The organism is Nitrincola nitratireducens, from assembly GCF_000585235.1.
GTDB classification, from domain to species: Bacteria; Pseudomonadota; Gammaproteobacteria; order Pseudomonadales; family Balneatricaceae; genus Nitrincola; species Nitrincola alkalisediminis.
Genome location: NZ_AONB01000003.1, coordinates 166406 through 179900 on the forward strand (window position 1 = coordinate 166406; position 13495 = coordinate 179900).

General features: G+C 48.8%; 12 protein-coding genes. 11 read left to right on the forward strand and 1 reads right to left on the reverse strand.

Annotated features, from left to right (window positions below; genetic code table 11):
• Window positions 1–8: 8 nt before the first annotated feature.
• The 9 genes from D791_RS04760 (at window position 9) to D791_RS04800 (ending at window position 10665) form a co-directional block, all read left to right on the forward strand.
• Entirely contained in the window at window positions 9–1373 is a 1365-nt protein-coding gene (locus D791_RS04760) for an N-acetylmuramoyl-L-alanine amidase (protein ID WP_081763730.1), read from the forward strand.
• Window positions 1373–3283 (forward strand): DNA mismatch repair endonuclease MutL, encoded by a 1911-nt coding sequence (gene mutL / locus D791_RS04765; RefSeq protein WP_036508453.1) that lies wholly within the window; start codon window positions 1373–1375, stop codon window positions 3281–3283. Before D791_RS04760 ends, mutL begins: the two co-directional genes overlap by 1 nt.
• On the forward strand, window positions 3283–4227 hold the full coding sequence (gene miaA, locus D791_RS04770; RefSeq protein ID WP_036508454.1) for a tRNA (adenosine(37)-N6)-dimethylallyltransferase MiaA: 945 nt from the start codon (window positions 3283–3285) through the stop codon (window positions 4225–4227). The genes mutL and miaA overlap by 1 nt, the downstream gene beginning before the upstream one ends.
• A gap of 124 nt (window positions 4228–4351) precedes the next feature.
• The gene (gene hfq / locus D791_RS04775; RefSeq protein ID WP_036508467.1) at window positions 4352–4591 is read left to right on the forward strand and encodes an RNA chaperone Hfq; all 240 of its coding nucleotides are present in this window, start codon (window positions 4352–4354) and stop codon (window positions 4589–4591) included.
• Window positions 4592–4600: 9 nt separating this feature from the next.
• Window positions 4601–5905, forward strand: a complete 1305-nt coding sequence (hflX, locus tag D791_RS04780; protein ID WP_036508470.1) for a ribosome rescue GTPase HflX — start codon at window positions 4601–4603, stop codon at window positions 5903–5905.
• Window positions 5906–5972: 67 nt separating this feature from the next.
• Complete coding sequence (hflK, locus tag D791_RS04785; protein ID WP_036508472.1) at window positions 5973–7184, forward strand: FtsH protease activity modulator HflK; 1212 nt, start codon at window positions 5973–5975, stop codon at window positions 7182–7184.
• Entirely contained in the window at window positions 7184–8056 is an 873-nt protein-coding gene (hflC, locus tag D791_RS04790; RefSeq protein ID WP_036508475.1) for a protease modulator HflC, read from the forward strand. The genes hflK and hflC overlap by 1 nt, the downstream gene beginning before the upstream one ends.
• 97 nt (window positions 8057–8153) lie before the next feature.
• Window positions 8154–9326 (forward strand): ATP phosphoribosyltransferase regulatory subunit, encoded by a 1173-nt coding sequence (locus tag D791_RS04795; protein ID WP_036508478.1) that lies wholly within the window; start codon window positions 8154–8156, stop codon window positions 9324–9326.
• Between the two features lie 37 nt (window positions 9327–9363).
• Complete coding sequence (locus tag D791_RS04800) at window positions 9364–10665, forward strand: adenylosuccinate synthase (protein ID WP_036508481.1); 1302 nt, start codon at window positions 9364–9366, stop codon at window positions 10663–10665.
• 75 nt (window positions 10666–10740) lie between these two features.
• On the opposite strand, the gene D791_RS04805 is transcribed toward D791_RS04800, so the two are convergent.
• A complete protein-coding gene (locus D791_RS04805; protein WP_036508483.1) occupies window positions 10741–11544 on the reverse strand; it encodes an inositol monophosphatase family protein in 804 nt (267 codons plus the stop codon).
• 423 nt (window positions 11545–11967) lie between these two features.
• Between D791_RS04805 and D791_RS04810 the strand changes: the two genes are divergently transcribed.
• The gene (locus tag D791_RS04810; RefSeq protein ID WP_036508486.1) at window positions 11968–12642 is read left to right on the forward strand and encodes an SHOCT domain-containing protein; all 675 of its coding nucleotides are present in this window, start codon (window positions 11968–11970) and stop codon (window positions 12640–12642) included.
• A gap of 85 nt (window positions 12643–12727) precedes the next feature.
• Window positions 12728–13282, forward strand: coding sequence for a methyltransferase (locus D791_RS04815; protein ID WP_237748520.1), 555 nt, complete (start codon window positions 12728–12730; stop codon window positions 13280–13282).
• Window positions 13283–13495: the final 213 nt, after the last annotated feature.

A 13495-nucleotide genomic window follows, 5' to 3' on the forward strand; every position in this document is an offset into this window, starting at 1 on the left:
CGCTCATTGTGAAAGTAAATACTCTCTACAAGCTTTGTAGTCTTGTCTGTGTGGCGTTATTGCTGCCTCTGCATGCATTTGCCAACGTGCAAGTGCAGGGCGTACGGACGTGGTTAGCACCGGACAATACTCGCTTAGTCTTTGATTTATCAGGGCCAATCCAACACAAGCTTTTTGCGTTGGATAACCCGGATCGCATAGTGTTGGATATTGAAAATGCCACATTAAATGCCTCGTTGAGTGAGTTGGCCTCGGATAAAAGCCCAGTTGAGCGGATTCGCCATAGCCAATCGGGTACCACCTTACGCATAGTGCTGGATATTCGTGAACAAGTGAGGCCCAAGAGCTTTGAGCTACGTCCGAATGAGCAATATGGACATCGTTTAGTGGTCGACTTAGAACCGATTGTTAAGTCTCAGGTCGCGGTTCGCGCCGCTCCAGCGCCCTCTGTGCCAACGGCGGCTTCAGCAGGGCTGCGTGATATCGTCATTGCGATTGATCCTGGACACGGTGGCGAAGATCCGGGTGCAATTGGACCTAATCGTACCCGAGAGAAAGACATAGTGTTGGCGATAGGTCGAGAACTCAAAAAACTCATCGATGCCGAGCCGGGCTACCGGGCGGTGATGATTCGCGATGGGGATTACTTTGTGAGTCTTCGTGATCGAACCATCCGTGCGCGCCGTGCGAATGCGGATTTGTTTGTCTCAATTCATGCCGATGGATGGCACAGTCCTACAGCGCGCGGTGCGTCCGTGTGGGTGTTGTCTGAGCGAGGGGCAAGTAGCGAGATGGGACGCTGGTTGGCCAGTCGTGAAAACAGCTCGGATTTAATTGGTGGCGTCGGCAGCGTGAGTCTTGATGATAAAGATGATGTACTGGCCAGCGTTTTGTTGGATATGTCCATGACAGCCAGTCGCACTGGCAGCCGTGACGTGGCTGGCATTATCCACCGGAATATGGCCAATTTTGCCCGCATGCACAAGCCAAATGTTGAAATGGCAGCCTTCGCGGTGCTCAGATCCCCCGATATTCCATCTATTTTGATCGAAACAGGCTTCATTACCAACCCGCAAGAAGAGACACAGCTCAGAACTCCTGCCTATCAACAACGCATGGCGAAAGCGATTTTTGATGGGATTTCGGAGTATTTTTGGCAGCGTCCACCGGATATGACCTTAATCGCTTCCCGAAAAAATCAGGGTGGCGCAATGGTTGCGGGGCAAAACCGAACCCACCGTGTCCAACCTGGGGATACGTTGTCTGTTATAGCGGTGAGAAATGGTGTGTCGGTTGCAGCGTTAAGAGAGGCCAACCAAATCAGGGGTGATCAAATACGCGTGGGCCAAGTCCTAAGGATTCCAGCAAGTTAATGAGCGTTTTAATTAAGAAGCAGCCTGCGCCGATTGAGCTTTTATCGGCGCAGCTTGCGAACCAAATTGCAGCGGGAGAGGTCGTAGAGCGTCCCGCGTCCGTGGTAAAAGAACTGCTTGAGAACAGCCTTGATGCAGGTGCAAGCCAAGTCTCATTAGAGGCCGAGCAAGGTGGCGTTAAACGAATTCGGATTCGAGACGACGGTTGCGGCATTGCACAGGAGGATTTGGCCTTGGCGCTGAGTCGCCATGCAACCTCAAAAATTAAAGTGCTGGACGATCTTGAAGCCGTGCTCAGTTTAGGCTTTCGCGGTGAGGCGCTGGCCAGTATCAGCTCTGTTGCGCGTTTAACCCTCACATCGCGTCCAGAGGGCCAAGACAGCGCGTGGTCGGTAAAGGCCGAAGGTCGAGATATGGAGCCGATCTTAATGCCAGCCGCGCACCCAGTGGGCACGACGGTTGAAGTGGGTGATTTGTTTTTTAATACCCCCGCGCGCCGAAAGTTTCTAAAAACCGAAAAAACGGAGTTCGGCCATTTAGAAGAGGTGGTTAGACGTTTGGCGTTGAGCCGTTTTGATGTGGGCTTCAGTCTCACACATAACGCAAAGTCACTCTACCAATTGAAGCCAGCAACCACAGACTTTGAGCGCGAAAAGCGTTTAGCAACCTTACTCGGGCCTGCTTTTATTGAGCATGCTCTAGTGATGGACATGGCGGCTGAATCGTCCGGCTTGAGACTCTATGGTTGGGTGACACAGCCCACGCACTCGCGCAGCCAGCCGGATCAGCAGTACTTTTTTGTCAACGGGCGTATTATTCGCGATAAAGTGGTGAATCATGCCGTTCGGCAAGCCTATCAGGATGTCCTGTACGGAGGACGTCATCCCGCATTTGTACTCTTCTTTGAATTAGACCCTGCCTGGGTGGATGTCAATGTGCATCCGACCAAGCATGAAGTGCGTTTTAGAGAAAGCCGTTTGGTGCACGACTTTATTTTCAGATCCTTGCATCGAGTGATCGCGGATATGCGGCCCGATGGACAGGCACAGATCAGCTCACACGAAATCCCTCTAGGGGGCGCTGCTCTTGATCGCGGTGGTTCCACGCCCCCTCAAGCACCTCCGGTTCGGCCAGTCGAGTCACCCAGTTATACTCAAGGGCAAATGCCTTTGCATACACCGACGCGTCCCACCTCGTCGACCTCTTTTTCGGGGCGAGATGTAAGGTCTCAAATTGAGCAATATCGCCAGCTATACCCGGATACAGAGGGGCAGATTGCAGAGGCTCAACCCAACGCGACAGTTCACACGGCGGACTCTTCAGATGTGCCGCCGCTGGGCTACGCACTTGCCCAGCTTAAGGGTGTGTATATTTTGGCTCAGAATGAGCAAGGTCTGATTATTGTTGATATGCATGCCGCCCATGAGCGTATTGTCTATGAACGCATGAAACTCACCCTGCAGGATGAACCTCTGCGAAGTCAGCCTTTGTTAGTGCCGGTGTCCATTCATGTCAGTCAGAAGGAAGCGGATATTGCCGAGGAGTCTTTAGAGCTCTTTAAGCGCTTAGGCTTTGTGTTGCAGCGTTTGGCGGCCGAAACCTTGGTTATTCGTGAAGTGCCAGTGTATTTTGCAAAGGCCGATGTGCAACGTCTGGTGCTCGATGTGTTGTCGGACTTGTTGCATCAGGGACGCAGTCAGCGCATTGAAAATCAAATAAATGAACTTCTTGGGACAATGGCCTGTCATAGTGCAGTTCGTGCCAATCGACAATTGTCGATTGCCGAAATGAATGCGCTGTTACGTGATATGGAAGTCACCGAACGCAGCGGGCAGTGTAACCATGGTCGTCCCACTTGGACGGCGTTGAGTCTGTCTGATCTTGATAAGCTTTTTTTACGGGGGCAGTAATGTCGATGGACAAGGCAAAGCCCTTGGTTGTGATGTTGATGGGGCCAACCGCCTCAGGTAAAACCGATTTAGCCATGCGGATTGCTGATCATCTGCCAGCCAGCTTGATTAGTGTAGACTCTGCATTGATTTACAAAGGCATGGATATTGGAACGGCCAAGCCCGAACCCGAGGTGTTAAGTGCCTATCCGCATCGGTTGGTGGATATTATGGATCCTGCCGAATCCTATTCGGCGGCGACCTTTAGGGAGGATGCACTCGCCTGTATCGATGACGCCCTTGCCAATCAACGGCTGCCTATCTTAGTGGGCGGTACGATGATGTACTTTAATGCACTGATTAAAGGAATGGCCACTTTACCCGATGCCGATCCAGTGCTCCGAACTGAGTTAGAAGCGCGTATTCAGCAAGAGGGTATCGAAAGTTTGCATGCACAGTTGGCGCAGCTCGATCCAGTGGCCGCTGAGCGTCTGCATCCGTCGGATTCGCAAAGAGTGCAAAGAGCGTTAGAAGTGTGTTTGCTTAGTGGTCAGTCAATGACGTCGTTATGGGCTCAACAAGCCGAGGTTGAATTGCCGTTTCGTTACCTGTCGTTGGCTTTGATGCCGCAAGATAGGTCGATTTTGCATAAGCGCATAGAACAGCGTTTTGATAAGATGTTAGAACAGGGTTTTGAAACAGAAGTTCGATCCTTGTTTGAGCGACAAGATTTGCATCCGAGCATGCCATCCATTCGTGCCGTTGGCTATCGCCAAATGTGGCAGTATCTTGATGGTGAGTTAGGGTATAAGGACATGAGAGAAAAGAGTATAGTAGCCACTCGGCAACTGGCAAAACGTCAGTATACATGGCTAAGAAGTTGGGATGATCTGCATGTGCTTGACGGTGTAAATGAGAATATATTGCCGAATGCCTTGAAGTTGATCCAGCAAGCCATTATATAATGAGATGCTTTGCGTTAATTTTTAATAGCGCCAGAGAGATGCGTGAAACACGTAAGCAATCTGTGCAGACTATGCTAACCATAATTATTTTAAAAGACTGAATGTTTCAGTAAAGGAGATACCCATGTCAAAAGGGCAATCATTACAAGACCCTTACCTTAATGTTTTGCGCAAAGAACGGGTTCCCGTCTCAATTTTCCTGGTAAATGGAATCAAGCTCCAAGGACAAATCGAGTCGTTTGATCAGTTCGTTATTCTGCTCAAAAATACCGTCAGCCAGATGGTGTATAAGCATGCCATCTCAACCGTTGTACCTTCTAGACCGGTCAAGTTGCCACAGCCGGACGAGAAAATTGAAGAGTGAGTAATTTGATTGTTTTTTGAACGTCCTGAGTCGGGTGAGCGCGCCATACTGGTGCATATTGATTTTTATTCTGAATCTGAACCAGAAAGTCCTCGTGAGTTAGAAGAACTGGCGCTTTCAGCTGGCGCTGATCCGGTTGCCTTCTTAACCGGCAGTCGCTCAGATCCCAGTCCTAAGTTTTTCTTAGGCAAGGGAAAGGTTGCAGAGTTGGCGGAAATGGTCAGGCTGTATGAAGCGGAGCTGGTCATCTTTAACCATTCGCTTTCGCCAGCTCAGGAGCGCAACCTAGAGCGCGAGATTCAGTGCCGTGTTCTGGACAGAACAGGCTTGATACTCGATATATTTGCCCAGCGTGCCCGTACGCATGAGGGTAAGCTTCAAGTTGAGCTGGCTCAGCTTGAGCATATGTCGACACGACTCGTGCGCGGCTGGACCCACCTTGAACGACAAAAAGGCGGGATAGGTTTGCGTGGACCGGGTGAAACGCAGCTCGAAACCGACCGTCGTTTGCTTCGGGTTCGTTTGAAATCGATCTTAAAACGTTTAGACAAGGTCAGAAAACAGCGTGATCAAGGGCGTCGTGCGCGCGTTCGAGCATCTGTTCCAACGGTATCGCTAGTCGGATATACCAACGCGGGTAAGTCCACCTTGTTTAACAGTTTGACGGCCTCTGATGTCTATGCAGCTGATCAGTTGTTCGCAACCCTGGATCCAACCTTACGAAAAATTCAGCTTGATGATGCGGGTGCCGCGATTCTGGCTGACACGGTGGGTTTTATTCGGCACTTACCGCACAAACTTGTAGAAGCCTTTCGTGCGACCTTGCAAGAGACATGTGAAGCAACGTTGCTGCTGCATGTGATCGACAGCTACGACGAAGAGCGTCAGCTTCACATCGAGCAAGTGAACGATGTATTAACCGAGATAGGCGCAGATGATGTCCCTACCTTGCTTGTATACAACAAGGTCGATTTGTTAGAGCAGGTCGAGCCGAGAATTGATCGCGATGATGAAGGCGTTCCCATTCGCGTGTGGTTGTCGGCACAAACAGGTGCGGGTACCGATCTATTGCTTCAGGCCATCAACGAACGTCTCAGTGATGATGTTTTTGAGAGTGAGTTGAAATTGACACCTTCGGAAGGGCAATTCCGTGCGCAGTTATATGCCGCCAATGCCATTTTATCCGAGTCCGTCGATGATGAAGGCCAGATGCATCTGAAAGTTCGCATTCAGCGTAAAGATTTTAGGCAGTTGTTGAGTCGATTGCAGATTCCGTTTGAACGATATTTGTCAGAAACGGTCGATTATGTGTAGTCCTTGCATGCGAATGCAGGGCTTTTTAAAATTATAACTTTAACTTTGTTTTATAGCGGAGAGCACTATGGCCTGGAATGAGCCTGGCGGAAATGGCAAAAACCATGATCCGTGGAGCGGCGGCGGTGACAAAAATCCCGGCGGTGGTAAACGTGGTGGCAATGAGCAGGGCCCACCGGATCTTGATGAAGCGCTTCAAAAGCTTCAAGATCGTTTAAACGGTATTTTTGGTGGCAAGGGCGGAGGCTCTGGAACCTCTGGTGGTTCTGGTGGCTCCCACAAAGGAAGCTTTGGCTTGCTTGGTATTGTCGCTGTGATTGCCTTGGTTGTTTGGGCCGGTATGGGCTTCTACACCGTTGATCAACAAGAGCGTGGTGTTGTCTTGCGCTTGGGTAAATTCCATTCAGTTGTAAACCCTGGTTTGCAATGGAATCCACCGTTGATTGACGACGTCTCTAAGATTAACGTCACTCAAGTTCGTATTCATGACCATCGTGCGTTGATGCTAACGGAAGACGAAAACATCGTAGATGTGGATATCAGCGTTCAATACGTGGCTGAAAACCCAGAAAACTTCCTGCTGAAGGTGCGTAGCCCTCAAGAAAGTTTGGGACAAGCGGCTGAGGCGGCTCTGCGTCAGGTCGTTGGTGCATCAGAAATGAACCAAATTTTGACGGAAGGTCGTCAAGTGATGGCGATTTCTGTGCAAGAGCGTCTGCAGCGTCACATGGATGCCTATGAAACCGGTATTCGAATTTCAGGCGTTAACGTTCGAAATGCACAAGCGCCCAGCCAAGTTCAGGATGCGTTTGACGACGTTATCAAGGCGCGTGAAGACGAGCAACGTTCCAAGAACGAAGCTGAGGCCTATGCCAACAGCGTTGTTCCTGAAGCGCGTGGTATTGCCCAGCGTATGATCGAAGAAGCGAACGCGTACCGCGAAGAAGTGGTCGCCAGAGCAACGGGTGAAAGCCAACGTTTCTTGGCGCTCTTGTCTGAATACCAAAATGAGCCAGATGTCACACGTGAGCGTCTATACATCGATATGATGCAAAGCGTGATGACAAACAATCCAAAAGTGTTAATGGATGTTGAGGGTGGTAATAATCTCATGTTCTTGCCGTTGGATAAGCTGATGGAAAACAGAGGGAACCCCAGCAGCAGTTCGCGTAGCAGTGCCTCTGACTTAGGTTTTAGGCAAATGAATGATCCATTAACTGATGCCTCACGGACACGTCAAAGCTCGACAGGTGCAGGTAGCATGAGGGAGGGTCGATAATGAAACCTAATTCAGTATTTGTACTTGTTTTAGCACTCGTTGTGGTTTGGTTGGCTTCTGAAAGCGTGTATATCGTCAAAGAAACCGAAAGAGCTGTTAAGTTACGATTTGGTGAAATTGTTGAGCCTGATATCGCACCAGGCTTGCATTTCAAGATTCCATTCGTTAACACAGTCCGTAAGTTTGAAGCGCGTTTGATCACGTTGGATTCACGTCCACAAGCGTTTTTGACCTTAGAAGCCAAGCGTTTGATCGTGGATTCGTTCATTAAATGGCGTGTGAAGGACGTAGAACGTTACTACACCGCAACATCAGGTGATGAAAACCGTGCGAACAGCCTGTTGGCGAGCCGTATCGAAACCAACTTGCGTAACCAGTTCGGTGAGCGAACACTGAACCAAGTGGTTTCAGGCGAACGTGAAGAGTTGATGGAGCAAGTTAACCGTCAGTTGAGCGTGGTGGCTGAGCGTGAGTTGGGTATCGAAATCGTTGATATTCGTATCAAACGAATCGACCTGCCAACCGAAGTATCCACTTCCGTGTATGACCGTATGCGTTCTGAGCGTCTAAGACTGGCTCGTGAGCTGCGTGCAAGAGGTCTTGAGTTGGCGGAAGGGATACGTGCTGATGCTGATCGTCAGCGTACCGTTATTACCGCGAATGCTTTCAGCACGTCTGAAATCTTACGAGGTGAAGGGGATGCTGAAGCGGCGGGTATTTATTCGTCAGCATTCAGTCAAGATCCAGAGTTCTACTCGTTCATTCGTAGTATTGGTGCGTACCGTGAATCCTTCAGTGGTCAGGGTGATGTGCTCGTGCTTGAGCCTACCAGTGAGTTTTTCCGTTACATGAGAAGCTCTGGCGTTCAATAAGCAACAACCAAAGTAGGTGGGTAAACCACCTGCTTTGTGTTATGATTTCAAAGACCGGGTCATTGCCCGGTTTTTTTGTGACAAAAGGGGGTCGTAAATGGCGCTGGCAGATCGATGGCTGCTGCCTGAGGGTATCAAAGAATTATTGCCACCAGAGGCGCGTCAGGCAGAACTGATGCGACGTAGGTTGCTGGATTTGTATAATAATTGGGGTTATGACTTGGTAATGCCGCCCTTGGTTGAGCATTTAGAGTCCTTGTTAACAGGGACAGGTCATGATCTGGATTTGAATACGTTTAAGCTGACGGATCGTCTGAGTGGGCACTCATTAGGTGTCAGGGCCGATATTACGCCTCAAGTTGCCAGAATTGACGCGCACCGTTTACGGACGGAAGGACCCAGCCGGTTGTGCTATTGCGGTTCCGTATTGCATACGCATGCAGCCAATATGCTGGCGACGCGCAATCCAATGCAGGCGGGCGCAGAGCTATACGGCCATGCGGGTATCGAAAGCGATGTTGAAGTCATCTCTTTAATGCTCGAAACCCTCAATGTGGCGGGTATCTCCGATCCCATTACACTTGATTTGGGGCATGTCGCGCTCTTTAACGCTTTGATTGCCAAAGCCAAGCTCTCGGCAGAAGATAAAAGCCAATTTATAGATTTGCTGCAGCGCAAAGCACTCACCGAATATGACGCGTTTCTCTCGGAATTGAGCCTTGAAGCGTCTTTGCGCGAGCGTTTAGCTGTGCTACCTTTCTTGCATGGTACGGTTTATGTGCTTGAGAAAGCGGCAGGTTTATTTGAAGGCTGGAGCGAAGAGTCCGAGGCTATCCAATACCTTTCGGATTTGGCTGAACTGATCCGAAACCGTTTTCCGCAAACCCGCTTTTATTTTGATTTGGCAGAGTTGCGAGGTTACCACTATCATACAGGAGTGGTCTTTGCAGCCTATACGCCAAGTTTTGGTCAAGCGCTTGCCAAGGGTGGGCGTTATGATGAAATAGGTCAGGATTTTGGTCGTGCTCGACCTGCCACTGGCTTTAGTACGGATCTTAAAACGCTCCTGGATGTTGCAGGTGTTAAGGCGAAGATCGAACCGTCGGTTTTGGCCCCTTCAGTATGGAGTGCTGATTTGCATGAAGCAATTGAGCAGGCCCGACGTCAAGGGCATCGGGTGATACAGGCGCTAGATGAATCTGAGCGCCCGGCTGGATGTGATCGACAACTGGTCAAAATTAATAACGAGTGGGTGATTCAAGCCCTCTGATCCGTTTAACAGAAACTAACGAGTACTCGAGACAGCAATGGGTAAGAATGTCGTTGTGCTGGGCACCCAGTGGGGTGATGAAGGAAAGGGTAAGATCGTTGATCTTCTAACCGAGAAGATTGCAGCGGTTGTACGCTTTCAAGGTGGTCATAATGCTGGTCATACACTGGTTATTGATGGCAAAAAAACAGTCTTGCATTTGATTCCATCAGGTATCCTGCGTGAAAACGTTTTGTGCTTGATTGGTAATGGCGTTGTACTATCCCCCGAAGCCTTGCTTAAGGAAATCGCGGGATTGGAAGCGAAGGGGATCCCTGTCAGTGATCGCTTGCGCTTAAGTCCAGCGTGTCCTTTGATTCTTCCTTGCCACGTCGCGTTGGACCAGGCAAGAGAGTTAATGCGTGGCGAAGCCAAGATCGGTACTACCGGTCGTGGGATAGGGCCTGCATATGAAGACAAAGTCGCTCGCAGAGGCTTGCGTCTTGGGGATATCAAAGACCCTGAGAACTTCGCCACCAAGTTGAAAGAAGTGATCAGTTATCATAATTTCATGCTTGAAAATTACTACAAAGTTGAGCCTGTGAGTTTTGATGCGGTCTATGCCCAGTGCATGGAAATGGCAACCAAACTCTTGCCAATGATTGCCGACGTGACCGGGATTCTGCACGACTTGCGTCGTCAGGGTGCCAGTATTATGTTTGAAGGCGCTCAAGGGTCTTTGTTGGATATCGATCACGGTACCTACCCTTATGTCACCTCGTCCAACACGACGGCAGGTGGAACCTCAACGGGCAGTGGGTTTGGACCTTTGTATCTGGATTACATTCTGGGTATTACCAAGGCGTACACCACACGTGTCGGCGGTGGTCCCTTCCCAACCGAACTGCATTGTGACACAGGTGCACGTTTGGCTGAACGAGGCCATGAATTTGGATCAACGACTGGGCGTGCGCGTCGCTGTGGTTGGTTCGATGCCGTTGCGCTTAAGCATGCCATCGAAATTAACTCCGTATCCGGTATCTGCCTCACTAAGCTTGATGTCCTTGATGGGCTTGACGAGATCCGTATCTGTATCGGCTACGAAGATGCGAATGGCAATGTGATCACATCCTTAAGTGGTAGCGAAGATTACGAGAAAGTCACCCCTGTGTACGAAAGCGTGCCGGGTTGGACAGAATCAACAATCGGAGCTAAAAGCTTGGATCAGTTGCCAGAAAACGCCCGTGCTTACATCAGCCGCTTGGAAGTGTTGATGGGTGCTCCAGTGGATATCATTTCCACAGGCCCAGATCGTAATGAAACCATTGTTCTGCGCGATCCATTTGCCTTGGATGCGTAAGTAAACAGTGCGTATAAAAAAGGGGGCGATATTTTGGTATCGCCCCCTTTTTTTATTCAATGTTACTGTTTGAGCTTACAGGTTGCCGACCTGTACGGTTTTTAGCAATTGCTTAAACATCTTCGGGTTGGCCGCCACAAGCTCGCCTGTTTTCAGGTGCTGGTTGCCACCTTTAAAGTCACCGATCAAACCACCGGCTTCTTGGATTAACAGGATGCCGGCTTCTTGTTCCCAGTCGTTGAGGCCCGCTTGAAAGAAACCGTCCAGCCGACCTGCCGCTGTGTAGGCAAGGTTAAGCAAGGTGGAGCCGCTGCTGAAGGTGTTGCCATCTGCATGAATAATTTGGCCGACAATGGCTTGGTGAGTCTGGAACCATGCCTTGTCGCTTTTGCGGTTAAAGAAACCTGTGCCAATTAAGGAACCTGTCAGGTTTTTTGCGCTACTGACTCTGAGTCTGCGACCGTTTAACTGTGCTCCGCTACCACGGCTGGCTGTAAATTCTTCGCCTGTAATTGGGTTGATAATCACCGCATGTTCAATACGGCCATTGATTCTACCTGTTAGGCTTAAAGCAAAAATAGGAAGTGCGTTCGAGAAATTCGTCAGGCCGTCAACGGGATTGATCTGCCACTCAACGTGAGTGGGGCCGTCGCCAGTGGCTTTGTAGTGGCCGCTAAACTCAGCGTTTACAGTGTGGTGTGGATACGCCTTCTGAAGACTTTGAACGATGGTTCGTTCTGCTTGGCAGCACACGTCATTAATGAACTCAGCAACGCTGGATTGTTCGGATTTGATTAGGTCTAGGCGTTCAATAGCCCGAGCGATTTGTTCACCGCCGAGACGGGCAGCACGAAGTGCGATATTAACTATCGGTAGCATCAGAGTAAGCGTCCAAATTATTCAAGAGCGAAAGGGATAGTATACTGCAGTGTTGATTTCTTATCTATTCATGCGGGCGATTTTGGCCGTCTGTTGTGGTTTTTTCTGGCTAGGTGACGGGCGTGCCAATCTGCCACTAATGGACTGGCACGCATTGTTAAAAACTATGATGATTTGTGGCTCGCTTTTATCTGGAAGTATCCAAAAATCTATACTAAGATCAAAGCGTTATTGATAGAGTGCCAAGAATAACCCGCTTGAGTGAGGCTCCAATACCGTGCTGGCTCGTTTTGTAAGGCGCTTTTTTTGGGGTAATAGTTTTTATAAAACAATTGGTTAGGTTTGGTTTTTGGGTGGAAGTGGGACTGGCTAAGCGAGTTGGCGTGTTATTAAAATGTTATAACGAATCTATATAGGTATAAAATGAATAAAAAATTGAGGGATTTGCTAGACGAAAGACTGGCAAAGGGTGAAATATCCATTGATGAATACAAATCAATTGTAAAAGAAATCTTGGACAAGGATACCTCTTCAGGTAAAGCAGATGCCGAGCAGGAAGACAGCGTGTCTTCAAAGGTACCATTTTCAGCAAGTAGTTTTAAAATTGGTGGCGCTAATAATTCGTCTGCGGTAGAGGATATGGCTATAAACAATAAGCTTACAGGTGTCTATTTTCTGTCGTTGGTTTATCTTATGTCTTTTGTTTGTGTAGCTTTGTTGATTCTTATTTTGATTTTTATGAATCCCGGAGATATTGGGCGTGACATAAAGGATGCTATGGGTTTTAACGATTCGAGGCATTTCAAGGCTTTCGCACTTTCAATTTTTGTGCCTTTTTTCATTTATATTTCGCCTCAAAAGATGTTTCGAAGAAATTCAATATATAACGCTAGAGAGAATAAAGAAAATTCAATTTTTTCTGCAATTATCGTATTTTCGATAATGGGTATTTTGAGCTCAGGGTTACAGTCTGAGCCATCCAATTTTGCGGGGTTTGCAGTTGCGAATGCCCTACTTCCGATAGAGTTTGTGCTTATATTTCTGATGTGGAAAAAAGGAAGAGGTGGGTTTTGGATGCGCTTAAAGGATGGACTTTAGAACAGGCCCAATCATTACGCCGTGATTAACAGTATGATGGGATATTCTAGGTTTAATTCGCGATTGGATAATAAGGTTATAACAATTGCATCAAATTCGCTCCGGCCCAGGTGGGCCTCCACTGGACGGCCTTGTCTGGCCGCCTTTTATGCAAGCGTTAGGCACCAAAGGAGTCATCGTGGATAGATTAGAGCTAAAAGTCCCACCTGTTATTCAAACGGCGATCTCCGCAGCTCTCATGTGGATATTGGCAGCTCTGTTACCTGCGCTAAGTATTGAGTTTTTCGCTTCGTCGCTCATTGCGCTAGTTTTGGCATTAATTGGTATGGTTTTCGCGCTACTTGGTGTTTTGGCGTTTCGTTCTGCAGGCACCACAGTGGATCCGAGAATACCGGATCAATCTTCAAGCCTTGTAACTAAGGGAGTCTATCGAATCAGCCGAAACCCAATGTACGTTGGCTTCTTACTCATGCTTGTGGGTTGGAGCGTTTTTCTAACGAACTTCTCAAGTCTCTTGCTGCTGCCGTTGTTCGTGATGTATATGAATAGGTTTCAAATCTTTCCAGAGGAGCGGTACATGCGTGAAAAGTTTGGACATGAGTACCGTCAATATGCAGCAGCGGTCCGCCGATGGATTTGATGCCTAACAAAGCGTCTATGGACTCCCCCTCTATTGCAAGCACAAAGTGATCAAACTTGGCGGTGAATGGCAGCATACGTCTATTCGGCTCGTGAGTTTCATGGTGTTAGCCATGCTCCAGCCTGATAACTTTCGCGCACAGGTGCCTCATCGCTGCATCGGTAATAAATACCAGCCTTGTTACCAGGCCCTTCCTGTGCACGGTCGTTGCCG

Bases quoted from the DNA above. Each gene is read 5' to 3' on its own strand.
- mutL (WP_036508453.1), top strand. From the start codon at position 1,373: ATGAGCGTTTTAATTAAGAAGCAGCCTGCGCCGATTGAGCTTTTATCG.
- miaA (WP_036508454.1), top strand. From the start codon at position 3,283: ATGTCGATGGACAAGGCAAAGCCCTTGGTTGTGATGTTGATGGGGCCA.
- hfq (WP_036508467.1), top strand. From the start codon at position 4,352: ATGTCAAAAGGGCAATCATTACAAGACCCTTACCTTAATGTTTTGCGC.
- hflK (WP_036508472.1), top strand. From the start codon at position 5,973: ATGGCCTGGAATGAGCCTGGCGGAAATGGCAAAAACCATGATCCGTGG.
- hflC (WP_036508475.1), top strand. From the start codon at position 7,184: ATGAAACCTAATTCAGTATTTGTACTTGTTTTAGCACTCGTTGTGGTT.
- D791_RS04795 (WP_036508478.1), top strand. From the start codon at position 8,154: ATGGCGCTGGCAGATCGATGGCTGCTGCCTGAGGGTATCAAAGAATTA.
- D791_RS04800 (WP_036508481.1), top strand. From the start codon at position 9,364: ATGGGTAAGAATGTCGTTGTGCTGGGCACCCAGTGGGGTGATGAAGGA.
- D791_RS04805 (WP_036508483.1), bottom strand. From the start codon at position 11,544: ATGCTACCGATAGTTAATATCGCACTTCGTGCTGCCCGTCTCGGCGGT.
- D791_RS04810 (WP_036508486.1), top strand. From the start codon at position 11,968: ATGAATAAAAAATTGAGGGATTTGCTAGACGAAAGACTGGCAAAGGGT.